General features: G+C 68.4%; 20 protein-coding genes. 5 read left to right on the forward strand and 15 right to left on the reverse strand.

Features of this window, described 5'->3' with window-relative positions:
• Positions 1 to 2 precede the first annotated feature (2 nt).
• A complete protein-coding gene (locus tag ACIA5H_RS24305; protein WP_355079783.1) occupies positions 3 to 335 on the reverse strand; it encodes a TfoX/Sxy family protein in 333 nt (110 codons plus the stop codon).
• A gap of 456 nt (positions 336 to 791) precedes the next feature.
• On the opposite strand from ACIA5H_RS24305, the gene ACIA5H_RS24310 reads away from it, so the two are divergent.
• On the forward strand, positions 792 to 3,017 hold the full coding sequence (locus ACIA5H_RS24310; RefSeq protein ID WP_397077414.1) for a hypothetical protein: 2,226 nt from the start codon (positions 792 to 794) through the stop codon (positions 3,015 to 3,017).
• 37 nt (positions 3,018 to 3,054) lie between these two features.
• Positions 3,055 to 3,672 (forward strand): chloramphenicol phosphotransferase CPT family protein, encoded by a 618-nt coding sequence (locus ACIA5H_RS24315; RefSeq protein ID WP_397077415.1) that lies wholly within the window; start codon positions 3,055 to 3,057, stop codon positions 3,670 to 3,672.
• Between the two features lie 88 nt (positions 3,673 to 3,760).
• On the opposite strand, the gene ACIA5H_RS24320 is transcribed toward ACIA5H_RS24315, so the two are convergent.
• Positions 3,761 to 4,678: an NAD-dependent epimerase gene (locus ACIA5H_RS24320; RefSeq protein WP_397077416.1), complete on the reverse strand. Its 918-nt coding sequence runs from the start codon at positions 4,676 to 4,678 to the stop codon at positions 3,761 to 3,763.
• A 141-nt stretch (positions 4,679 to 4,819) separates the two neighbouring features.
• On the opposite strand from ACIA5H_RS24320, the gene ACIA5H_RS24325 reads away from it, so the two are divergent.
• Entirely contained in the window at positions 4,820 to 5,821 is a 1,002-nt protein-coding gene (locus tag ACIA5H_RS24325; RefSeq protein ID WP_379256071.1) for a GlxA family transcriptional regulator, read from the forward strand.
• A 50-nt stretch (positions 5,822 to 5,871) separates the two neighbouring features.
• On the opposite strand, the gene ACIA5H_RS24330 is transcribed toward ACIA5H_RS24325, so the two are convergent.
• Positions 5,872 to 8,751 carry a hypothetical protein gene (locus ACIA5H_RS24330; protein WP_397077417.1) on the reverse strand — a complete coding sequence of 960 codons (2,880 nt, stop codon included), beginning with the start codon at positions 8,749 to 8,751 and terminating at the stop codon, positions 5,872 to 5,874.
• A gap of 297 nt (positions 8,752 to 9,048) precedes the next feature.
• On the opposite strand from ACIA5H_RS24330, the gene ACIA5H_RS24335 reads away from it, so the two are divergent.
• Positions 9,049 to 9,825, forward strand: a complete 777-nt coding sequence (locus tag ACIA5H_RS24335; RefSeq protein ID WP_397077418.1) for an SDR family oxidoreductase — start codon at positions 9,049 to 9,051, stop codon at positions 9,823 to 9,825.
• A gap of 171 nt (positions 9,826 to 9,996) precedes the next feature.
• Here the strand turns inward: ACIA5H_RS24335 and ACIA5H_RS24340 are convergent, their stop codons facing one another.
• From ACIA5H_RS24340 to ACIA5H_RS24390, 11 genes are all read right to left on the reverse strand, one after another.
• Positions 9,997 to 10,233, reverse strand: coding sequence for a DUF2892 domain-containing protein (locus ACIA5H_RS24340; RefSeq protein ID WP_397077419.1), 237 nt, complete (start codon positions 10,231 to 10,233; stop codon positions 9,997 to 9,999).
• Positions 10,234 to 10,275: 42 nt separating this feature from the next.
• Positions 10,276 to 10,545: a metal-sensitive transcriptional regulator gene (locus ACIA5H_RS24345; RefSeq protein WP_379256065.1), complete on the reverse strand. Its 270-nt coding sequence runs from the start codon at positions 10,543 to 10,545 to the stop codon at positions 10,276 to 10,278.
• A gap of 16 nt (positions 10,546 to 10,561) precedes the next feature.
• Complete coding sequence (locus ACIA5H_RS24350; RefSeq protein WP_397077444.1) at positions 10,562 to 12,754, reverse strand: MMPL family transporter; 2,193 nt, start codon at positions 12,752 to 12,754, stop codon at positions 10,562 to 10,564.
• A 199-nt stretch (positions 12,755 to 12,953) separates the two neighbouring features.
• Complete coding sequence (locus ACIA5H_RS24355; RefSeq protein ID WP_379256063.1) at positions 12,954 to 14,099, reverse strand: RNA polymerase sigma factor; 1,146 nt, start codon at positions 14,097 to 14,099, stop codon at positions 12,954 to 12,956.
• Positions 14,096 to 14,503: a YciI family protein gene (locus ACIA5H_RS24360; protein WP_379256061.1), complete on the reverse strand. Its 408-nt coding sequence runs from the start codon at positions 14,501 to 14,503 to the stop codon at positions 14,096 to 14,098. The genes ACIA5H_RS24355 and ACIA5H_RS24360 overlap by 4 nt, the downstream gene beginning before the upstream one ends.
• 45 nt (positions 14,504 to 14,548) lie before the next feature.
• On the reverse strand, positions 14,549 to 15,046 hold the full coding sequence (locus ACIA5H_RS24365) for a pyridoxamine 5'-phosphate oxidase family protein (RefSeq protein ID WP_379256060.1): 498 nt from the start codon (positions 15,044 to 15,046) through the stop codon (positions 14,549 to 14,551).
• Positions 15,047 to 15,716: 670 nt separating this feature from the next.
• On the reverse strand, positions 15,717 to 16,466 hold the full coding sequence (locus ACIA5H_RS24370) for a sirohydrochlorin chelatase (protein ID WP_397077420.1): 750 nt from the start codon (positions 16,464 to 16,466) through the stop codon (positions 15,717 to 15,719).
• Complete coding sequence (locus tag ACIA5H_RS24375) at positions 16,463 to 17,704, reverse strand: uroporphyrinogen-III synthase (RefSeq protein ID WP_355079805.1); 1,242 nt, start codon at positions 17,702 to 17,704, stop codon at positions 16,463 to 16,465. Before ACIA5H_RS24375 ends, ACIA5H_RS24370 begins: the two co-directional genes overlap by 4 nt.
• A gap of 5 nt (positions 17,705 to 17,709) precedes the next feature.
• Complete coding sequence (gene nirD / locus ACIA5H_RS24380) at positions 17,710 to 18,111, reverse strand: nitrite reductase small subunit NirD (protein ID WP_379256057.1); 402 nt, start codon at positions 18,109 to 18,111, stop codon at positions 17,710 to 17,712.
• 64 nt (positions 18,112 to 18,175) lie between these two features.
• Positions 18,176 to 20,701, reverse strand: a complete 2,526-nt coding sequence (gene nirB / locus ACIA5H_RS24385) for a nitrite reductase large subunit NirB (protein ID WP_397077421.1) — start codon at positions 20,699 to 20,701, stop codon at positions 18,176 to 18,178.
• 29 nt (positions 20,702 to 20,730) lie between these two features.
• The gene (locus tag ACIA5H_RS24390) at positions 20,731 to 22,188 is read right to left on the reverse strand and encodes a nitrate/nitrite transporter (RefSeq protein ID WP_379256124.1); all 1,458 of its coding nucleotides are present in this window, start codon (positions 22,186 to 22,188) and stop codon (positions 20,731 to 20,733) included.
• A gap of 85 nt (positions 22,189 to 22,273) precedes the next feature.
• Between ACIA5H_RS24390 and ACIA5H_RS24395 the strand changes: the two genes are divergently transcribed.
• A complete protein-coding gene (locus ACIA5H_RS24395; RefSeq protein WP_397077422.1) occupies positions 22,274 to 22,432 on the forward strand; it encodes a hypothetical protein in 159 nt (52 codons plus the stop codon).
• 105 nt (positions 22,433 to 22,537) lie between these two features.
• Here ACIA5H_RS24395 and ACIA5H_RS24400 read toward each other — a convergent pair whose 3' ends face one another.
• Positions 22,538 to 23,794: an MFS transporter gene (locus tag ACIA5H_RS24400; RefSeq protein WP_355079813.1), complete on the reverse strand. Its 1,257-nt coding sequence runs from the start codon at positions 23,792 to 23,794 to the stop codon at positions 22,538 to 22,540.
• Positions 23,795 to 23,855 lie beyond the last annotated feature (61 nt).

The following is a 23,855-nucleotide window of genomic DNA, read 5'->3' on the forward strand; positions in this document are numbered from 1 at the left end:
GGCTACTTCTTCGTTTTGGGTGGGAGGGTCCGGGCGTAGGCGACACCGCGCTCGACCCATTCCCGCAGTACTTCGTCGTCGTCGACGGCGGTGACCCGCAGCCAGCCGACCATTTCGCGCCCGCCCATGACCATTGGCTCCACCGTGTCACCGAGGAGCCGCTCGCCCTCGTCGGGATCGACCCGCACCAGCAGACCGCCCTGCCTGCTGGCGGCCACCGCCATATTGCCGCCGATCAAGAAGGCCAGGCCGCCGAACATCTTCCGCTCGGTGAGTTCGGGGCCGGGCGCGATCAGTTCCCGGATTCGCTCGGCCAGCTCCTCGTCGTATGCCATGACGGCATTGTTCACCTGGTGTACGACAAGTCGGGCGATCGACGACCGCGTGTCCTCCCCCGGTCGCCGTCCGGGGCGAATACCGCGTACACCGATGACGTGGCTTGCGCCGAAGTCGGTAGGTTGCGCTGAAACACTCTGTATACCAGCCGATTTGGCGCGCTTTGTAAGTAGACGGCCGAGGTGCGTACGTACACTCCCGAGCCGCCTGGATGTCATTGGACGTTCAGGCGGATGTTTCCGTCCCTGTCTGTAATACAGGACGTGAGACGGGGGCGAGGTGCCATCGACGTTCGCGTGCAACCCGTTTCGGAATTCGCAGTCGACTGCGCCCCCAGAGACGGGACGAAGGACTCTTTCGTGCACATCTGCCCCCTGGCGGTGCGATCACGCACTGTCCGCCTCAGTTCGACCGAGCGGCATTCGATCGGAGTCCCCCGCGAGTTTCCCACAGCCGTGACCGCGTTGCTCGCCGGTGCGCCGAACTGGTGGCCCGGTTCTCGGCCGGGCGTTTGGCGGCGGCGGGCGATCTGGACCACCCTCACTCTCTTCGCGCTCTTCGTGTTCCCGGGTTTCCTCGGTGCGCTGGCCGTCGCCCAAGACGCGGCGGGCAGCAGTTCCGGAACCTCCGGCATCGACGGGCTCAGCTGGATGAACATCCATGACTCGTCTGGCATCCCGCTGTCGGACTACCGCTTCGCGACCGGCGACGAGAGCCTGTTCAAGCCGCGCGCCACCATTCTGTGGGCCGTGCTGGGCTTGGAGTTCATCGGCTACATCGCCATCGTGACGACGGCGATCTGGTTGATCGGTTACGCGTTGAGCTTCCGGTGGCTGGACATGTTCAGTGCGGCGTTGCACGGCGTGGCCGACGCGCTCACCGGTCAGATCGCGACCCCGATCATGCTGGTCACCGCGGCGACCATCGGCGCGGTCTGCGTGGCGTGGTTCATCGCGCGCGGCTACCACGCGAAGGCCACCGTGCAGGTGGTGACGATGGTGGGCGTCGCGCTGCTGGGCCCGTTGTTCCTCGCCGAGCCTCTCGCGGATGTGCTGTCCTCGCACGGGTTGCTCGCCCAGGGCCGCGATCTCGGGATCTCGGTGGCCGCCGGTCTGAACGGGAACGCCGACCCGAATCCGACCCAGTTGGTGGCGACGATGCAGAGCGATCTGGCCGACAATTTCGCCCGGAAGCCGCTACAGGTGTGGAATTTCGGGCACACGGTGGACCAGCGGCCCGCCTGCCGATCGGCGTGGTCGTCGGGGGTGGCGGCGGGTGACGACTCCCGGGTGATCAGCGGCCTGAAGTCCTGTGGAGACAGCGCAGCGCGCGCGAAGGCCGAGAATCCCTCCATGGGGCAGGTCGCGACGGGTCTGATGCTGCTGGTCTGCGGCGGCATCCTGCTGGCCTTCGCGATGTACCTCGGTATGAAGGTCATCAAGGCCGCGCTGGACACGATCTATCACGGGTTCATGTCGATATTCGGCTTCGCCGCGGGCGGATTCGTATACGGTCCGACGCAGACGTTCCTGGTGCGCAATGTCGTCGACAGTTTCGTCGCGGCGGCACGAATGACGGCGTACACCATCTTCCTCGGCGTCTACGTCTTGTTCATGGGCAATCTGTTCGCGCAGGCGCGCGGACAGGTCATGGCGGTGATCATCATCGCGGGCACCGTCGAGATCGTCGCAGTCCTCCAGCTCAAACGCCTCAGCAGCGGTTTCAGCCGGGGCAACGACTGGATCGCCAACCGATTCGCGCTCGCGATGCAAGGCAGTACGAGCAAGTCCGGGAGCAGCGGCGGCACCGCCCTCGGCATGGGCGGCGGTGGCGGCGGGAAGTCCGCGCCCGGTATGGGATGGGTGACCCCACTCTCCACGCTCAACACCATCAACTCCTCGCCGGTGACGGCCTGGCTGGCGGGCGGGCGGGTCAATCCGTTCAATCCGCTCTCCAGCACCCGACGGACGATCGAACGCTCCACCAGAAGGATCCTGGCCAGCCGCGAAGCGGGCTACGTCGAGCATCAGCTGTCCCGCACCAACTGGCGTGGTGTGGCGGTCGACGCGGCCGAGCAGGTCGGCGGCATACACACCCAAATAGGCGTGTCGCGGGCCTTGAAAGTATTGCGCGACAACAAGGTTCCCGATTCGCGCATCCATGCTGTCCTGCTCTCCTCCGGCGCGAGCCACGAGCGGGTCACCAATGCGCTGACGGCATACTCCGTCCAGGAGTCGACGGCATCGCAGAACCCGTACAGCTTCGCGCCGTTGCAGAAGGCGATCGCGGCGGCGTGGGCGGTGGACAACCACGTCGACCACGAAGCGCACGATGCCTTCGCCGCCCAGGCGGTGATCGCCGCGGACAGCTTCGTCCGGCACAGCAACGCGCCCGCCCCCAACGCGAACATCGATCAGGCGTTCGTGCAGCGGGTCGAGCAGAATTGGCATTCGGACCGGGCGCTGCGAGCGGCGATCACCCCGGACGAGTGGGACGGCGCGGGCCGTGACACCCGTTGGGCGATCGGCCACCGAGTCGCGACCATGCACCAGGAAGCGGCCAGGGAGTACTACGCGAACCCGAACGACATCAACCGCGAAGCCCTGATGCGATCGGCCAGGCGCGTCGCCAACCTCGATCACCTGGATCCCGACGGTGGCCTCGACCCCTGGAATCCGTAGCGAGCCGGGCTGGACCATGACCCGGTAGCGTGGCGGGATGCGCAGCGTCGAACCGCCCAGCCGCGTCATCTTCCTCAACGGAACGTCGAGCTCGGGTAAGACGACCTTGGCGCGAGCCATCCAGGACGAGAGCGACATCCCCTTCGTCTACTGGGGCATCGACACGTTGTTCCAGCTCATACCGCCGAACTGGGGCGGAGGACGTGACGGTCCGCTCAGCCGAGAGGGATTCTGGTACGACCGCCGCCGGGACGCGGACGGCAGCCCGATGGTGGTCATCCGCTACGGCGAGGTCGGGCGGCGGATGCTGCGTTCCGCCTGCGCCGCGGCCGCCGCCTTCGCCCACGGCGGGGACCACCTGGTTATCGACGAGATGTTGCTGAGCGCGGATCTACTGCCGATCTGGATGGCCGCGCTGGCCGGGCTGGAGGTGCAGCTGGTGCGCGTCACCTGCCCGCTGGCCGTGGCGGAGCAGCGTGAACAGGCACGCGGACGCGGCATCAAAACAGGTTTGGCGCGAGGCCATTTCCACGCGGTGCACGACCACGGCGCCACTTACGACACCACAGTTGACACCAGCACGGGCACCCCGGCCGAACTGGCCAGAATTGTCCTGCGACGACAGCAGTTCGCGGGAAAGGCGACGTCTTCCTGACCGATGTCCGCGCGAGCGTCCGCCGGCGGGTCCTCATCTGTCGGCGACGATCTCGACCTCACCGCGCCGCCACGCTGTGCGGTCCGGATCACGCTCGAGCCGCGTGCACGACCTGCGCGAACACCTCGTCCGGGTCGGAAGCCTTCAGGCCGAAGGTGTCGCGAATGGCCGAGTCGTCGACCGTGAAGGCCGCGTGCGACATGTGGTAGGTCTCGAACAACTCCGGCCAGAACGGGTCGGTGAGGCCGAGCAGCGTCAGTTCGCGATCGCTCATGACCGCCAGCCGCGGCTCTGGCGCGCCGGCCGCCGCGGCGAATCGTCCGGCCAGCTCCCGCGCGGTCGCGGTGATGCTCGGCGCATGCCACGGCCTGCCCCACGCGCGCTCGTCGCGGGCGACGGCGACCGCTGCCGCCGCCGCGTCGCCGACCGCGGTGTAGGCGTGCGGCAGGTCGAGTTCCTGCGGCAGCAGCGCCAACTGCCCCGCCGAGATCTTCGGCTGTGCGAGGAGCGAGAACACCGAGATCGCGCCGGGACCGATGAATTGGGACGCCCTGACCTCGGTGACGCGCACTCGGCCCGCCAGGTGCGCCTCTTCCGCTTCCCGCCACATGCGGGCGCGAACCCGCCCTTTCGGCCCGGTGGCCGCCAGCGGTGACTGCTCGGTGACCGGCCCGTCGGCGGGACCGTAGCCGTACAGGTTGCCGAGCATCACGTAATTCGCACCGGACCGCTCGGCGGCGGAGCGAATGGACCCGAACAGCGGCGGGATGGTCTCCGGCCAGGTGTGATACGCGGGCATGGCCATGTTGAACAGGGTTTCGGCGCCTTCGGCGACAGCGGTCAGCGCGTCCGCGTCCGAGGCGTCGAGGGCGATTCGTTCGATGTTGGGGCGCTCGGGCCCCGCGCCGCTGCGGCTGACCATGCGTACCCGGTCGCCGGACCCGGCCAGTAGCGCCGCGGTGGCCGAAGCGGTGGCGCCACGTCCGACGATGACATGCGAAGGCATGCGTATTCCTCTCTGCGACAAGTGTTTCCACACGACCTGCGGCATTCGGGGTGCCGTTCGCCGGTCGTGCGCTACTCAGCCTGCCGGTGCGGCGACGGGTAAGCTACTGGCTGGATTGCCAACTATCCCAAGGATCAGGCCATGCAGACTGTCGCCGTCGTCGCGGTTCCTCCGGTGAAAGCTTTCGACCTGGCCATGCCCGAAACGGTGCTGGGCGCGGCGATGGTCGACGGTGAGCCCGGCTACCGCATCGTGGTGTGCACCGCCGTGCCCGGCGTGCTGCCCGCAGGGCTGGGTGGATTCGACGTGGTCGTCTCCCGGGGCTTGGCGGCGATCGAGGAGGCGGACATCGTCATCGTGCCGAGCACCGGAAGCCGCGCCGACGCGGACGCCGCCACGCTCACCGCCCTGCGTAGCGCGGTGGCCGCGGGCAAGCGCGTCACCTCGATCTGCAGCGGCGCCTTCGTTCTGGCGCAAGCGGGCCTGCTGTCCGGCCGCACCGCCACCACCCACTGGGCTCTCGCCGACGAACTGGCGGCGAACCACCCGGACGTGTCGGTCCGCAGTGACGCGCTGTTCATCGAAGACGGCCCGATCACCACGGCCGCGGGCGCGGCGGCCGGAATCGACCTGTGCCTGCATCTGATCCGCGCCGACTACGGCGCGACCGTCGCGAACGCAGCCGCGCGCACGGCCGTCGTCACCCCGGTCCGGCCCGGCGGCCAAGCCCAGTTCGTGGACGCGCCCTTGCCCGCCGAGAACGGCGTGACGCTCGCCGATACCCGCGCCTGGGCGCTGCGACGCCTGGACCTACCGTTGTCGCTGGACGACCTGGCCGCCCACGCCCGCACCAGCGTGCGCACGCTCACCCGCCGCTTCCATGAGGAGACCGGCCTCAGCCCGCAGAAATGGCTGCTGCACCAGCGCCTGCAACGCGCCAGGGAGCTACTGGAATCCACCACGCTGCCGATGGACCAGGTGGCCAGGCACAGCGGCATCGGCTCGGCGGAGTCGCTGCGCCAGCACATGATCCGGCACGTCGGAGTGCCACCGAGCAGCTATCGGGCGTCGTTCACCCGGTCGCCGGCACACCCGGACTTCACGGACAGGGCGGTCGGCGCCGGAAGACCGACCAGCCCATGAAGGAGCCGTCACGCCGACCGAGCGAAACGCCGGCGGCAGTCGAACGCGCCCTACGGGCAGCGGGCTTGCGCGGGACGCGCAACTCCCATCAAGGCGTTCCATTCGGCGCCGGTGAGATCCGGACCAGCATGCGCACAAGCAGCCCGGATCAGGCCGTCCGGTGAGATGTCCCGTTCGATCAGCGTCCCATCGACGCCGCCGGAGAACGCGGGACCGGGATTCACCGTCACGAGATACCGTCCATCAGCGGACACGGCGACGGCGGATGGGACGTGCCAGACGGAATCAGGCTCGAGTTCGCCCAGATTCGTGCCGTCGGCGGCGAAGACAGTCAGATAGCCTGCCTCGTCTTTCGCGACGACCACGTTCGCGTCCGCAGCGGCGGCGAGCTGCGCGGCCGAGTTCCGAGTACTGCGGAACGGGATCGTCCGCTCTCGATGCGAGCCGGTCCGATCCCAGATCTCTATGCTGTCTTTCCGGCGGATCAGCAGATGCCGTCCGGCGAACAACACCGACTGCGCGTCCTTGCCGTCGATGTCGTGCGCGTTTTGCTCTCGCGCCAAGTCATAGACCGATATGTGCTCGGCATCGCGCATGACCAGGAACTCTCCGGCCGCGTCGATTCCCGCTTCGACGACATGGTCTGTGTCGACCGCGCCGCCCAGCGGGATGAATTCCGAGTTGATGCCGCCGGTGGCCAGATCATGCAGATACGCCCGCCCCCTGCTGTCGAGAGAAACAGCGGTGGGTGATACGGACGACACACCGGCCGCCTCGACGCTGATCTGCGGTGGTGGCGAGGACAGGACCGTCACCTCGAACGGAGTCTCCACGTGGGGTTTGGGCGGGAATACACGTCGCTCGTAGCCGGATGCCGGATTCGCGGCGATTGCCAGCATCGTGCCATCCGCGCGCCAGGCGAGTTTCCCGGATAGTCCCGGTATGGAGAGCTGCCGGGAGGGGTTCGGCCCGAGCTGTTGGATGATCACCACGTCACTGTTGAGCGCCGATTCTCCCGGATCTTTGTCCTGACCGGTGATCACTGCGGTGCGCCCGTCCGGGGACAGCGACAAGCTTGGTTCACAAGAATTGCATCCTTTGACGATCGGCACCGCTAAAGATTTCGCCAGCCGGTCGCGCTGCGCGAGATCCCACAGGGTGATCAGTCGCCCGGACGCCGAAACCAGCTGCGTTTCGGAGGTCCCGAGGAAACGCAGTAGCTTCCGGTCGAAATCGACGGCGGTACCGGTGATCAGCGGTGGCGGTTCCGGAGGCCTCGGCTCGCCGGTGACGGGCCCGACATAGAACCCGGCGTCGGCACTGGGCACCGCCGCTATCCGCGCCGAGCGGCTGAGCACGGCGGGAGCCGATCGCCTCGGCATCGCGACGCCCACATATCCGGGCTCTGGGCGCACAGCGCTCGGAGTCGGACGCAGCCGGAAAACCGGCGCCGGAATACCGGGCAAGACGGCGCAGGCGAACGAGGACCCGTCGGGCGACAATTCCCCGACGTCTTGGCCGTCGCCGCAGGCGTTGTCGGTGTCGAAAGGTGAAAGATCTCGGTCGGCGCCGCCGCGAAGCGAGATCTGCCGCACCTTGCCGCCGGTTTCGAGCAGACGCAACGCCGTGTCGTCGGTGAACACCATACTCGTCACCGCTCGGTCGATCGGATGTGACGAGAGAACCCGTCCAGCGGCATTGTCGATGATGTCGACCGTCCCCGGGGTGCCTTCCGCCGCCTCGGTCTCCTTGCGATGGACCGCACCGAACTTCCCGGACGCGGATACGGCGACGACATCGACTTCGCTCGCGCCGGGCACGCCGAAGTCCGGCCGACCGGAGTTGCTGCCCCACAGTGTGATCGAGGCGCCATCCGTGGCGAGAACCGTCCGGCCGTCCGCGGCGACGGCCAGCGAGCGGATCTCGCCGGGCAAACGCGCGACCGAGGTCGTCACCGAGCCTCCCGGCGCCCATGTCACGACTTGTCCATCGGCGAGCCCGGCAACGACGGTTCGACCGTCGGCACTGCTCTGCAAGGCCGTGACCTCCGCAGGCGCCGCAACGTAACGAGCGACTTTCGGACTGGCCAGATTCGCGCGCAGCAGGGCGGCTCGGTGACGTGGACTCGGGTCGAGACGGTACGCCGCCACGGCCAGCAGCAGGGCCGCGCGGACATCCGTGGCCATCTTGGTGTCGGCGACGGAGGCCATGAGCCGCGCCGTGGCGATCCTGGCCTGCTCCTCGGCGCGATTGCTCTGCACCCGGGCCACGACCGCCGCGATCAGCGCCACGACGAGCAAGATGACCAACGCGCCGATGGCGGTTCTCGCCCAGCGCAAGTTCCGTTTGGTCTGCTGGTAACCCTCGGATTTGACGTCGGCCTCGGAGACGCCGCGAATCACCGCGGCGATCCCGACCGCGATGGCGTCGATGTCCGGACGCGGGACTCCGTTCGCGTCCGCACGCCATTTGAGCGTTTTGTATACGGGTTCGGACGCGAAAACACCGAACAGGCGTGGCGGTAGCGCGGTGGAGCGCGCCCGGTCCCAATCCCCGGCTTCTTCGTCCCAGAACAGGGACCCGGCACTGAGGACCAGCAATATCGTCTCGGGAGACCGATTCGCCAGCCACCACTCGATTTCGCGGTCCACCCATTTGGAGCCGGCAGCCTCGGGTGAAGCCACCACGACGAGCCACTCCGAACGCGACAGGCCCGCGACGATCTTGCCCCACAGTTCGGCACCGATCGGGACACCGCTGTAGTCGAGGAAGATGCGCGTTCGCGGGAAGCGGTACCAGGGTCGTGGCAGCTTCTCGATCGCGTTCTGGACCAGCGGAAGCACCGCACGGTCCCGCTCGCCGCTGTAGGACAGGAACGCGCCGTATCCGGTGTCCGCACGGGTGGTGCGGCGCCTCAGCCCCGCACGCACAACCGCTCCTCGCGTCCTACCGCGTTCGCGCCACCACGAGCCACGCCTCCCACCGGCATCAGGTCCCCTCTCCCGATCGTAGCGGCTCCTGCACTCGCCTCGACATCGATTCAACCACCGCGTCAGCGTTCGGAGCTCGATACCAGAAGATCAGTCCTGCAATCATTTTCGCCGATATGAGACGAGGACAGGCGATTCGGCGTTCGGTCACCACGTCATGCCGCGAATGTCGTGGGCGACGCACCGTGTGACGACGGCCTCGCGCGTTCCCGCGGACTTCGGCGGTAGAAGTGGTCCATGACCAAGATTCTCGTCACGGGCGGAACCGGCGCGCTGGGCAGGCAACTGGTCGATCGGTTGCGGGAAGCGGGCCATGACGTACGGGTACTGTCCCGTCGCCCTGGCGCGGGCACGCACGTCGGCGACCTGCGAACCGGTGTCGGCGTAGCGGAGGCGGTGGCGGGAACCGAAGTGATCGTGCACGCGGCTTCGGATTTTCGTCGCGCGGGTGGCGCGGACCTCGAGCAAACCGAGAACCTGCTGCGGCATGCACGGGAGGTTCGGCACCTGCTCTACGTGTCGATCGTCGGAATCGACCGGATCCCGTTCCGGTACTACCGCAACAAGCTGGCCTGCGAGCAAGCCGTCGTCGACAGCGGCGTCCCGCACACGATCCTGCGGGCGACGCAGTTTCACGAGCTGATCGCTGCGCTGTTGCGGACCGTCGAGAAATGGCCGGTGGCGCCGTTGCCCACGACCTTTCGTTTCCAGCCGGTCGCCGCCGCCGACGTGGCGCGGCGGGTGGCCGAGTTGGCCGTGGGCGAGCCGCTCGGCCGGGCACCCGACTTCGGCGGTCCGGAGGTGCTGACGATGGCACAGTTGGCGCGGGGTTGGCAGGGTGTCCGGCATCGGCCCCGGCGTATCGTCCCGCTCCCCGTTCCGGGACGAGTCGGGAGCACGTTCCGGGCCGGGCTGAACACATGCCCGGATCATCCCGACGGCACGCAGACCTGGTCACAGTTCGTCGCGTCGAATCCGGCGAATCCCTACACCGGTCGGAAGAAGCCTTCCTGACCGCGAGACTTCGACCGCACCGACTCATTGCCGACGCGAACGGGGCGGGCCCAATCGTCCGGGCGCACGCGATCCGACGCCCGGCCCGCCCGCGAACCGCGGCCGGTTCAGCGCCGCTCAGGCTCTGTCGGCCGCCGCCGATTCGACGGCCGCCGAGCGCGTCGATGTCGGTCAGCGCGAATTCGGGCTGGCACCCGCGGGAATGCCGGCGCGGCGCATGAGCAGGGTGGCCGGGCACCAGCCCACGGCGCTGTAGAGCAGCAGATTGGCCCCGACCAGGGCGGGAAGCAGCAGCCACCACGCCGAGATCGTCGCGGCGAGTACGGTGCCGAGCAGCACGAACGTTCCGGCCAGCAGCGGAACCAGGCGTGCGATGGTCCATTCACCTGGCCAGCTGGATTCGATCATCGGTCATCCTTCTCCAGATCACGCCCTCGCGGAACGCGTGCGTCACGCGAGGGCGAGGAACAGTTTCTCCAGTTGATCCACCGTCATCGGATCGGCGGTCTCGGCGTCGGGGTTCGCGAGGCATTCCCGCAGCCCGGTGGCGACGATCTTGAAACCCGCTCGGTCCAGTGCCCTGGAGACCGCGGCGAGCTGGGTGACCACGTCTTTGCAGTCCCGGCCCTGCTCGATCATCGCGATCACGCCGGCGAGCTGGCCGTGCGCGCGGCGCAGCCGATTGAGTACCGAGGCGATGGCGTCTTCGTCGCCGACCATGATGTTTCTCCTTCTCTCACTTAGTCTTCACAATACCCCTTGGGGTATCATCCGCCGACTCCGTCCGCTCGTGGGCGAAACTGACGGTGGGCAGAATCCGGCGCAGCCAAGCCGGGGACCACCACGCGGCCCTACCGGTCAAGCGCAGCGCGACCGGCAGCAACACCAAGCGCACTACCACCGCGTCCAGCAGCACCGCGACGCCGAGGATGATGCCCATCTCCTTCGGCGGAAGCGGATCGGCCAGCGCGAAGGTGAAGAACACCGCGACCATGACCGCCGCTGCGGCGAAGATGACCCGGCCGGAGTGGGCCAGCCCGTCGATGCCCGCCGTCCGGGGATCTCGCGAGCGCTCGTAGTGCTCCTTGGCCGTGGCCAACAGGAACACGGTGTAGTCCATGGCGATGGCGAAGATCATCGCGAAGAAGAACACCGGTCCCCAACCGTCGAGGAATCCCTGCGGACTGAAGCCGAGCAGGCCCGCGCCGTGACCGTCCTGGAAGATCAGCTTCGCCACACCGAACGCGGCCGCAGTCGACAAAAGGCTGACCAAGGTGCCCAGCGCGGCGATGAGCGGCGCTTGCAACGCCACCAACAGCAGGACGAAGCCCAGGACGAGGATCACCCCCACGACGATCGGCAGATAGTCGTCGAGCGCCTGTTGCAAGTCGAGGTTTTCCGCCGGTGCGCCGCCGACGAGGGCATCGGCAGGCAGTCGCTCACGCAGGTCGTCGAGGACGCCGCCCAGCCGGTCGTCGGAAGGATCGACGGCGGGCAGCGCCTGCATCATGACCAGGCCGGAATCATCCGCGGCGGGCGCGGGCGGCGTGACTATGGCGATGCCGTCGGTCGTGGCTGCCGACTCGGCGCTGCGGACGGCCTCGGCCTCGGGGACGACGATCTGCAATGCGCCTGGCGCGCCCTCGCCGAGTTGACGCTGGACCAGTTCGTAGCCCTGACGCACGGGCGCGTCGGCGGGCACGACCTGGATCGAGGGCATCGCGACCTGCAATCCGGTGGCAGGCAACGCCAGCGCCACCAGCACACCGAGCCCCGCGAGCGCGAACGGCCACGGGTGATCGTGCAGTAGCTGCCCCCAGCGGGCGAACCGCGGCGAGCGATGCTGCTGACGGGTCGCGTACGGCAGTGCCGCGGCGTTGATCCGGCCACCCAGCGCGCCCAGCGCCGCCGGCAGCAACGTCAGCGTGGCGGCGAGCACGAACACCACCGCGAGCATGATTCCCACGGCCATGGTGCGCACCGCGGGCGCCGGAACCAGCAGCACCGCCGACAGGCTGACCAGCACGGTCAACCCGGAGAGCACGACAGCCTTGCCCGCGGTGGCCATGGTCTCGGCCACCGCCGAACGGGAATCGGCGGACTTGGTGAGCGCGTCACGGAAGCGGGCGACCAAGAACAGCGCGTAGTCGATGCCCAACGCGAGAGCGAACATCATGGCGAAGTTCATCGCCCACACCGAGATCGGCGTGAGGTGGTTGAGCAGCACCAGACCACCGGCCGAGGCGACCAGCCCGGCCACCGTCAGCAGCAGCGGAAGCCCGGCAGCGACCAGCGAGCCGAAGGCCAGCACCATGATCGCCAGCGTGACCGGCCAGGAGAACAGCTCTGCCTCGAGCATCGCCTCGTGGTTGGCCTTGTTGAAATCGCTCCACAACGCCGACGCACCGGTGGGATAGACCTCGACTCCGTCCCCGGACAGCGCGGTCAGCGCCGCCTTGTGCTCGTCGACGGCCTTCACCATGTCGTCGGTGGAGGCGTTCGCACCCGCGATCAGGATGCCGGTGTGGCCGTCCGGGCTGATCGTCATGCCCGGCTGCGGCGGGACGACGGCGCCGAAGCGGGAATCGTCCGCGAAGATCGCCGAGATCCGGCCCAATGTCTGCCGCATCGTCGGATCGGCGACGGTCTCGGTGTCGGAATGCACCACTACCTGCACCGCCGCCGACGAATTCCCGCCGAAGTGTTGCTGGGCCAGCTCACGGACCCGCACCGACTCCGAACCATCGGCCTGCCATCCGGCTCCGGCCAGCGAGGTGAACACGCCGGGCGCCGCCGCCCCGAGCGCCACCAGCGACAACAGCCACACCGCGAACACGATCCGGGCCCGCCCTGCCATCATCGCGCCCCATCGCGCCAGCAGGCCGCCGGGTCGCACCGCCTTGCCTGCGTCGACCCGGTCCTGCCCCATGAATGTCGTCGGCCGCATCGACGCTCCCTTTCCCTGCTGTACGAATCGCAGCACTCAACCTGCTCTGACATACCCCCGGGGGCATATCCGACTATACCCATAGGGGTATATAAGGCGTAGTGGCATACCCCACAGGGTTCGGAGATTCCCGATGACAGCAGCGAGGGGAGCAGACTCCGTGTGGGTGAGCAACCCGTGCTCACGAACGCAGTGACTGCCTCACCCGCGCCGCCTCACGGGTGAGGTGGTCGCGTTCCGGCGCGCTGGTGGCTGCTCGGGAGGCCTCGGCGTACAGCTCGGCGGCCTGCTCGAGGTCGCCGGCGCGTTCGAGGAGATAGGCGCGAACGGCGGTGTACCGGGGTAGATCGGAATCCACCTCGCTCAGCTCTGCCAAGCCGGCTTGCGGTCCGTCGGCCTCGCCGACGGCGACCGCGCGGTTGAGTCGCACCACCGGGCTACCCGTGAGGTGCAGTAGTTCGTCGTACCACTCCACGATCTGCACCCAGTCCGTCTCGGCGGCGCTCGGCGCATCCGCGTGCAGGGCGGCGATCGCGGCCTGCGCTTGGTATTCGCCCAAGCGGTCGCGAGCCAGCGCGGCTTGCAGAATCGTCACTCCTTCGGCGATCAGGCCGGTGTCCCAACGAGTTCGGTCCTGTGCACCGAGCGGCACCAGGCGACCGCCAGGGCCGAGGCGAGACGCGCGGCGGGCATGGTGCAGCAGCATGAGCGCCAACAGGCCCGCGACCTCGGGCTCGTCGGTGGAGCCCGCCAACTGGCGGGTGAGGCGGATCGCTTCGGCTGCCAGATCGACGTCCCCGCTGTAGCCCTCGTTGAAGACGAGGTAGAGGACGCGCAGCACCGTCGCCAGATCGCCGGGACGATCGAGCGGCAGCCCCGCGATACGCCGCTTTGCCCGGCTGATCCGTTGTGCCATGGTCGCTTCGGGCACGAGGTATGCCGTCGCGATCTGCCGCGTCGTCAGGCCGCCGACCGCGCGCAGCGTCAACGCGACGGCCGAGCCGGGCGACAGCGACGGGTGCGCGCACAGGAAATAGAGCCACAGCGAGTCGTCCGTGCCCGGCACCGGACCGGTCGGCGGCTCGACCTCCACAGCGAGTTCCCGCCCGCGCCGCGAGGTTTCGGCCCGGGCGACATCGAGGAACTTGTGCCAGGCGGCCGCGACGAGCCAGGCTTTCGCATCGCGCGGTGGATCGTCCGGCCAGCTTTGCAGCGCGCGGATCAGAGCCTCCTGCACGGCATCCTCGGCCGACGCGAAGTCGGCCCCGCGCCGGACGAGGACACCGATCACCGCGGGCACGAGCTCCCGCAGCAGAGACTCGTTCACTCGGTCACCGTGGGCAACGCGGTGAGGAACGGCCGCACCTCCAGCCACTCCTGGATCGGCTTACCGCCCGCACCGGGTGCCGCGGACAGCTCTGCGGCCAGCTCGAGTGCGCGCTCGTAGGTCTCGACGTCGATGACCATCCAGCCCGCGATCAGGTCCTTCGTCTCGGCGAATGGTCCATCGGTGACCGGCGGGCGGCCCTCGCCGTCCGAGCGGACGAACGCGCCCTGCGGGGAAAGCGCTTGACTGTCGACGAACTCGCCGGTGGCCTCGAGCCGCGCGGCGAAGTCCTGCATGTACTGCACGTGGGCCGCGAGTTCCTCCGGGGTCCACTGGTCCATCCGCACGTCGTTGACCGGTGCCGGTGCGCCTCGGTAGTGCTTGAGCAGCAGATACTTGGCCATCATCTTCTCCTCGGATCGGTAGTGCCCATTCTTGCCGCGTCGCTCTCAGGCGTGCTGACGTTCGGCCCGTCGCCGGATCAACTCCTCTACCGGGCTGGGCAGGGTGGTTTCGAAGTCGATGAGTTTCGCCCAAGTCGGGGTGACGACGATCCGGACCATGCCGTCGTAGAGCGAGCGGACCTCGGCCTCCCACTCGACGCGCTGCTCGGGTGTCATCTCGTAGCTGCCGTTCATCTGGAGATACTCGTCCGGGATGCCGTCGACGACGTCCAGATCGGCGCGCCCGCGGACGAGCAGCATCTTGGGCGGGTGGACCTCGGTGTCGATGGTCAGGGCAACCATCGGGTTCTTGCGCAGTGCGAATAATTTCGGAGCGTTCTTGCTGGTGCACAGAACGATCTCCGAGCCGTTCCAAGTGAAGGCGATCGGGATGCTGCGCGGTGTGCCGTCCGTGGCGACATAGGCCAGGCGGGTCAGGTCGCGGGCCAGCAGTTCCTGGCTGATCGGGCGGTTCAGGATCTCGGTGATCTCGGTCGGTCGCATGGTGATCGCTCCTACGTCGGGGTCGTCGAGCGACATGTCCGTAGCCGCTCGTATCCCTGGGACGGAGCCGACCGGACGTTCTCGACATCCGGAGCGCACCAATTCCGAAAATTTCTGGGCTCGATCGCCACGACACCGCACAACTAGGCTTGACCGGCGCGATCGTCATCCGCAGCCGCGCCCGCCCTATGCGCTCGCCGCGGAACAGGGTGCCGATCCGGTCGCCCGAGGTCTGCGGATCGGTGGAGGAGAGTGGCGGCAACTGCCGGTTCACGCGGCAGCCCATCGTGGCGAGGAACGGTTGGCAGCGCGTTCAGCTCGCCGAATTGCTTCGGCGTGACCTTGTGCGCCGACGGTCACGGGTTCCTGCTGGGCATGGGTGTGCGACCTGGCGCACCACCGTCTCCGGTCTCGGCCGGATCACCCGCGCCACGCTCGGATACTCACACGCCAGCCGGAACAGAAACGTCGGCGAACCGCCCGCGCCAGCAGGAAACGTCCAGTTCCGCGAACTCCAGCTGGCCCGACCCAACGAATCGCCCGCTACCAGGAGATAGGCCGAACATTGCTTTTTCGGCGCGGCAACTACCGGTACTCGAATCGATCGAACGGCATCGATCGCGCCAGCTCGCGTCCCCGCGCCACCGATTCCGCGGTGGACGGCCGATGCTCAGCGAACCCGCGCCCGCACCAACTCGCCCGCTGCGACCCGATAGCGCTCGGCGATCAAGCGGACCACCGCCGGGTGCACGCCGATGGGTTCGGCGACGCCGTCCGCGCCCGCCTCGTGCAGACGCTGCTGGAACAGACCGTGCGCGAGCAGATAGGAGGCGACGAACACCCGGTCCGTCCCCGCCGCGCGCAGTTCCGCGACGACCTCCGGCACCCGCGGCGCACCGGTCGCGACGTAGCCGATACGGACCGGAACGCCGAGGCGTTCGGCCAGCAGCGCGGCCGCGCGCCGGACATCCTGGCGGGCCCGGGCGTCCGAGGAGCCCGCGGCGGCGAAGACCACCGCGTCACCCTCACGCCAACCCGCGGCACGCAGACGCATCGCCATGATCCGCGCGAGCGCCGGATCCGGTCCCATGGCGGGCGTGACCGTCACCGCGGGATGGTCGCTCTCGGCGACCTCGCGCGGCACGTCCTGGTAGACGTGATAACCCGAGGCCAGGAACGCCGGAACCACCACGGCGGGCACGGATTCCCCGGCCGGGGTCACCAGATCGCGCAGCACTTCCGAAGGCGAAGGACCGAGGACGTCCACGAATGCCGTACGCACCCAGGGCGTCTCGGTGCCGGGCCCCGAAATCCCGGCACCGAGCTCCTTCGTCACGGCCTCGGCGAGCGCCGCGATCATCTGCACGCCCTTGGTGCTGCGGGTCCCGTGGGCCACGAGCACCAGGGCGGGCGCGGTCACCAGCTCCCCGCAGTCTGGATGTACCGAGGTGCCCGGGTCGGAATTCCGACACCGGGCACCTGCGGTCCTCCTGTCGCGGTGGGCCGTGGGTTGTTGTCGATACATTCCGCCGGGTCCAGCGCGAGCCGATACCCACGTTTGACCACGGTCTGGATCGCTTTCGGCGTGCCGAGTCCGGCGCGCAGCCTGGCGATGGCGGTCTCCACCGCGTGCGTGTCGTCCCCGCCGCCGGGCAGCGCGGCCAACAGGTCCTCGCGCGAGACGACCCGACCGGGCTGGCGGGCCAGCGAACGCATCAACGCCATCGGCGCTGGCGCCAGCTGACGCACCTCACCGTCGACCACTACGCACGCGCCGCGCACGCTGATGATGTGGCCTGCGGCGTGAATCCGGTTGGCCCGCCTGGGCAGTTCCTCGGCGACGTGGCGGGCCAGCGCGCCCAGCCTGGCTCGGCCCGGCATCGAGGTGGGCACCCCGAGTTCCTCCAGCGGGGCGGCCGTGATGGGGCCGACGCAGGCGGGCAGCACCCGGCCGCGCAGCGCGTACAGCAGCCCTTCCAGCAGCCCGGTCTCCTTGGCGCGCATCAACATCGACGCCACGGCGGGGGCGCTGGTGAAGGTGACGCAGTCCATGCCCGAAGTGACGATGGCCTCGATCAGGTGGTCCATCGGCCCCTGATCATCCGGCGGCACCCAGCGGTACACCGGCACCGGAACGACATCCGCTCCCGCGCAACGCAATACCTCGCAGAAGTCGGGCACCGGCTCCCACTCGGTGGTAGCCCCGTGCAACTGCACGGCGATCCGAACACCTTCCACGCCCTCGGCGAGCAGGTGATCGAGCACTTCGGCGGACGACTCGGAGGCGGGCGACCACTCTTCGCGCAGTTCCGCGGCGCGGATGGCGCCCTTGGCCTTCGGGCCGCGGGCGAGCATCCGGGTGGTCCCCAGCGTCGCGCGCAGGTCCTCGGCGAGACCCCAGCCCTCGGCGGCCTCCATCCACCCGCGGAAGCCGATTCCCGTGGTGGCCACGGTGATCTGCGGTGGATCGGCGACCAGCTGTCGGGTCACCCGCTCCAGCTCGTTGTCGTCGGCGAGCGGGATGATGCGGATGGCCGGTGCGGAAACGATGTTCGCGCCCCGGCGTTCCAGCAGCGTGGCGAATTCCTCCGCCCGGCGGGCCGCCGTGATGCCCACCGTGAATCCGGCCAGGCTCGCGCCCGCGTCAACTGTTGTCATTGGGTTCATCCATCCGAGGACGCGAGCGCGGTGGCCACCGGCTCGTTGGAAATCGAGACGATGCCGTCGTCCACGCGCACCGCGTACACCGGCAGCATCGCCGATTCGTCGTCCAGGCAATGCCCGTCGACCAGGGAGAAAGCCTGCTTCAGCAGCGGCGAGGCCACGACGGGCGCCCCGCCGCGGTCGCCGACGATCCCGCGCGACATGACCGCCGCCCGGCCGATCGGATCGATATTGCCGACGGCATACAGCATGCCGTTCTCCAGCAGGAAGAGGGCGGCCTGTCGGCCACCTTTGAGCAACACCGCAACGCCGCGGCCGGGAATCAGGTAGTCGAGTCGGCAGGCCTGCGTCCACCCAGTGGTGGTAGCTGCGGCGATGCCGGGGGTATCGATCACGGTCATCGGTGTCATCCTCCAAACGCCTTACTCATTGGTACCGACGTTCTGTTTCCATGCGGTTAAGCGGTCATTTCCCCTGCGTGGCGACCGGAACTTCCGGCAGTCCGAGCAGGACGGGAACTTTCCGCTCCCCGGATTCGTCGAAGGAAATCGTCGGATCGGCTTCCTCCGGGGCGTTGACGAACGACACGAAGCGAGACAGCTTCTCTTCGTCTTCCAACACCGCGGCCCATTCGTCGCGGTAGCCGGCGACGTGCTGAGCCATCGCCGCCTCCAAATCCTCGGCGATGCCGAGGCTGTCCTCGCAGACGACCTGCTTGAGGTAATCGATGCCGCCTTCCAGCGCCTCCTGCCACGGAGCGGTGCGCTGCAAACGATCAGCGGTGCGGATGTAGAACATCAGGTACCGGTCGATGTACTTGATCAGCGTCTCGTCGTCGAGTTCCCCGGCCAGCAGGACGGCGTGCTTCGGGGTGAGACCGCCGTTGCCGCCGACGTAGAGGTTCCAGCCGTTCTCCGTGGCGATCACGCCGACGTCCTTGCCGCGCGCCTCGGCGCATTCGCGGGCGCAACCGGAGACCGCCAGCTTCAGCTTGTGCGGCGAACGCAGCCCGCGGTAACGCTTCTCCAGCAGCACGGCCATGCCGACCGAGTCCTGCTGACCGTAGCGGCACCAGGTGGAGCCGACGCAGCTCTTCACCGTGCGCAGCGACTTGCCGTACGCGTGACCGGATTCCATGCCCGCGTCGACCAGCCGCTTCCAGATCAGCGGCAACTGCTCGACGCGCGCGCCGAACAGGTCGATGCGCTGACCGCCGGTGACCTTCACGTACAGGCCGAATTCCTTGGCCACCTCGCCGATAGTGATCAGCTGTTCGGCGGTGACCTCACCACCGGGCATCCTTGGCACCACCGAGTAGGTGCCGTTCTTCTGCAGGTTGGCCAGGAAGTGGTCGTTGGTGTCCTGCAGCCCGGCCTGCTCGCCGTCGAGGATGTGGTCGCTCGAGGTGGAGGCGAGGATGGACGCCACGGTCGGCTTGCAGATGTCGCAGCCGGTTCCCTTGCCGTACTTGGTGATCAGGCCGGAGAAGGTGCGGATGCCGGTGACCTGGACGATCTGGAACAACTCCGCACGCGACTGCTCGAAGTGCTCACACAGCGCCTTGGACATCTCCACGCCGGACTGCTCGAGCAGCTTCTTGAGCATGGGAACGCAACCGCCGCAAGAGGTTCCGGCGCTGGTGCAGCTCTTGATCCCGGGGATGTCGCAGGCGCCTTCTGCGATCGCCCCGCAGATCGCGCCCTTCGACACGTTGTTGCAGGAGCAGATCTGCGCGTCGTCCGGCAGCGCGTCGGCCCCGAGTTCGGCGCCCGCGGGCGAGATCAGCGCGGCCGGTTCGGCGGGCAGCGGGCGGCCGACCAGCGGACGCAGCGCCGAGTAGGCGGTGGCGTCGCCGACCAGGATGCCGCCGAGCAGGGTCTTCGCGTCATCGGAGACGACCAGCTTGGCGTAGGTGCCCTTGGCCGCGTCGTGCAGCACCACCGACAGCGCGCCCTCGGTGACGCCGTGCGCGTCACCGAAACTGGCCACGTCGACACCGAGCAGCTTGAGCTTGGTCGACATGTCCGCACCGGGGAACTCGCCCGCGCCGCCCAACAGGCGGTCGGCCACGATCTCCGCGGTGGTGTAGCCCGGCGCGACGAGGCCGTAGCACACGCCCTCCACCGCGGCACATTCGCCGATGGCCCAGATGTTCGGGTCGGAGGTCTGCAGGCCCAGGTCGGTGACGATGCCGCCGCGGGGACCGACCTCCAGGCCCGCGTCCCGGGCGATCTGGTCGCGCGGGCGGACACCGGCGGAGAACACGACCAGCCCGGCGTCGATCACCGTCTCGTCGGACAGGGTGACCTTGACTCCCTTGTCGGCCGCCTCGATCGAGGAGGTGCCCACACCGGTGTGCACGTGCAAGCCGAGGTCGGTGACCAGGCGTTCCAGGATGGCGCCGCCGCCCTCGTCTACCTGGGCGGGCATCAGCCGGGTGTTGTATTCGACCACGTGCGGCGTGAGCCCGAGCAGGCGAAGCGCGTTCGCGGCCTCCAGGCCGAGCAAGCCGCCGCCGACCACCACGCCCACCGCGCCGGGACCGGCGGCTTCGGCGGCCGCGCGGATACCGTCGAGGTCGTCGAGAGTGCGGTAGACGAAGCACTCGGGGCTGTCGTGGCCGGGCACCGGCGGCACGAACGGGTAGGAACCGGTCGCCAGCACGAGCGCGTCGTAGGCGAGGATGTCGCCCGAGGACGTGGTCACCTTGCGCGCGGCCCGGTCGATGGACTCGGCGCTCTGGCCCAGCCGCAGCTCGACCAGTTCGTCACCGGCGTACTCGTTGCCGGGCAGCGCGAGCGCGCTCGGGTCCCAGGCGCCGACGTAGGACGAGAGGCCGACGCGGTCGTAGGCGGGCAGCTGCTCCTCGCTGAGGATGATCACCTGCCACTGGCCTTCGGTGTCGCGCGAGCGCAGCGCCTCGACGAACCGGTGCCCGACCATCCCGTGGCCGACGACCACCGCGGTCTTGCGAGCGACTGTGGGGTTCATCTGTGGGTCCTCCTGGACTGGATCGGGTGTCAGGCGCGGGCCGAGCCGGCGGACGGGGACTGGGACTGACCGGCCTCGGCTTCGAGGACGAAGGTCTCGGCTTCGGTCACGACCTCGGAATCGGCGGGCAGGCCGCGCAGGCTGGGACGGCGCAGGAACACCGCCCAGACCACCAGGGCGCAGACCACGTAGAAGGCCATGAACACCCAGAACGCGGTGGTCGCGGACTTGGTGGACGCGTAGGAGGTGCGCAGCACCAGGTTGATGCCCACGCCGCCGAGTGCGCCGATGGCGCCGACGAAACCGATGAGCGCGCCGGAGGTGTTCTGCGACCAGGCCGCCCGTGCGGCGGGCGTGGCGTCCAGGCTTTTTGATTTCGCCTCGAACACCGACGGGATGATCTTGGTGACCGACCCGTTGCCGATGCCGGAGAGCACGAACAAGGCGATGAAGCCGACGACCAGGGCGGTCATCACACCGCCGCCCGCCACGCCGTTGTTGTTGTCGGCGGCCGTGCTGGCCACGGTGACCAGCACGGCCGCCGCCATCATGGCGCCGAAGACATAGAGGGTGACCCGGCTACCGCCGATGCGGTCGGCCCACTTGCCGCCGTAGGGCCGGGCCAGCGAGCCGAGCAGCGGACCGATGAACGCGATCTGCGCGGCGTGCAGCGTGGCCTGCGCCACGGTGTCGCCGCCCGCGCGGAAGCTGATCTGCAGGATCTGGCCGAAGGCGAAGCTGTAGCCGATGAACGAGCCGAAGGTGCCGATGTAGAGGAACGCGATGGCCCAGGACTGCGGCACCTTCAGCGCCGTGAGCATGTAGGACAGGTCGGCCTTCTGGTTGGGCAGGTTGTCCATGAACAGTGCGGCGCCCAGGCCGGCGATCGCGATCAGCACCAGGTAGACCGCGCAGATCAGCGAGGCGTAGCCATTGCCGAGGGTCGCGATGACCAGCAGGCCGATCAGCTGGATCACCGGGACGCCGATATTGCCGCCACCCGCGTTCAGGCCCAGCGCCCAGCCCTTGAGCCGCTGGGGATAAAAGGCGTTGATGTTGGTCATCGAGGAGGCGAAGTTGCCGCCGCCGAAGCCCGCGAACGCGGCGATCACCAGGAACGTCGTGTACGAGGTGCCCGGCTGGTTGATGAAGTACAGCGCGAGCAGCGTCGGCACCAGCAGCATCGCCGCGCTGAAGACGGTCCAGTTGCGCCCGCCGAAGCGCGCGGTCGCCACGGTGTAGGGAATCCGCAGGAACGCGCCGACCAGCGTGGGCATGGCGACCAGGAAGAACTTGCCCGCCGGGTCGATGCCGAACTTGTCGGTCGGCATGAACAGCACCATCACCGACCAGATCGACCAGACCGAGAAGCCGACGTGCTCGGCGAAGACCGACCAGATCAGGTTGCGGCGGGCGATGTCCTTGCCGCCCGCTTCCCAAGCGGCGACGTCCTCCGCATCCCAATGATCGAGATGCGGCCTGCGGATCTTCGTCCGTCCCAGCGCTTCCAGACGGTTACGCGTCAGCGTGCTCAACGGGGCCTCCCAAAGTCGGTTGGCCCCACGGTAGGAAATGGGTATTGCCGAAATGCTGCGCGAAATGACCGTCAAATCAACGGTTGCTCACGATTACCGGTTCCGGGAGGTGAGTTTCGGCCAAATGTTTCAGGCATGTGACGCAACAGTTTCCGTGCGTCACGAAAAGGCTTATCTCGAATTCGCCGACCGGTGAGGTGTGACGCGCGCTACTCCGTGCAATTCGAATGCGCCCATCCTGACCCTGTTCGCACAGCCGCGCAACCCGAACTGTGAGATTTCCGGCCGACGGCCGCGCGCGTCAATTCCAGGTGTCCTCGAGCACGCGCGGCTTGCATGCCTGCCACGCACCGGCCAGCAGCACCAGCACGGCGACGCCGAGCATCGCGAACGGAGCCAGCCAGCCGCCCGTGGCCGTGTGCAGCACGCCGAACAACAGCGGACCCACGCAGGCCACCGCGTAGCCGACGCCCTGGGTGAAGCCGGACAGCGCGGCCGACCCGGCAGGCGTGCGGGTGCGCAGGTTGATCAGCGTCAGCGCCATCGGGAAGGTGCTCGGACCGAGGCCGAGCACGACCACCCACAGGATCGGCGCCGCCATCGGCGCGACCAGCAGCCCGGCGAACGCGATGAAGAACAGCGCCGCGCAACCCACCACCACGGGGAACGGATTGCGGAATCGTGCCACCACGGTCGGCGCGCTGAGCGCGGCGACCAGGCCGACCACGGCGAACAGACCGACCATGGCTCCGCCGTACGCCGCGCTCGCACCGGCCTCGCTCAGGATCTTCGGCAACCAGGCGAACATCGCGTAGGTGGTGAGCGAGGTCATGCCGAACATGCCCGCCATGCCCCAGGCGATCGGCGAACGCCACACCCGCCCGCTGTGCGGCTCCCGCACCGGCACGGCCGTGCGGTCCGCGCCGTCGTGCCCGCGACGGCCGCGCAGCACCGCCACCCACGGCACCGCCGCGGCGAAGCCGAGCAGACCCCACACGCCGAGCGAGACGCGCCAGCCGTGCGCGTCCGCCACCGGGACCGCGGTGACGGCGGGCACGACCGTGCCGAGTTGCACCATCACTATGTAGAGCGAGCTGATCCCGGCCAGGCGATCCGGGAAGTACCGCTTCACCAGCGGCGGGATCACCACGTTGCCGATACCCATGCCCGCGAGGGCGAGCGCGGAGAACACCAGCAGTTCGGCGGTGCCCGACATCAGCACCCGGATCGACATGCCCGCGCCCGCCATCAGCATGGCCGTCAGCGCGGTGCGCTCCAGCCCGAGCCGGACCGCCAAGACCGGGGTGAGCAGCCCGGACAGCGCGAACATGGCGGTGGGGAGCATCCCGAAGACGCCGACAACGGCGGTGCCGTAACCGATTTCGGCGCCGATCCGCTCGGCGAGCGGGCTGAACGCGGTGACCGCGACTCGTAGGGTGAGCGCCGACATCACGATGGCTGCCAGGACCAGCGCCCGGCCCTCGATCAGCGCACGTCGACGGCGCTCGACCAGGACGGATTCCTGGCGAGCCTCGGTTTCGGGAAGGGTCGCAGACACCGAGAAATCATAGGATGACCGGATGAAGTGCGGCAACGATTTGTGATGGGCGGTACTCTGT

This window comes from Nocardia sp. NPDC051900, from assembly GCF_044452545.1.
Taxonomy (GTDB): domain Bacteria; phylum Actinomycetota; class Actinomycetes; order Mycobacteriales; family Mycobacteriaceae; genus Nocardia; species Nocardia sichangensis.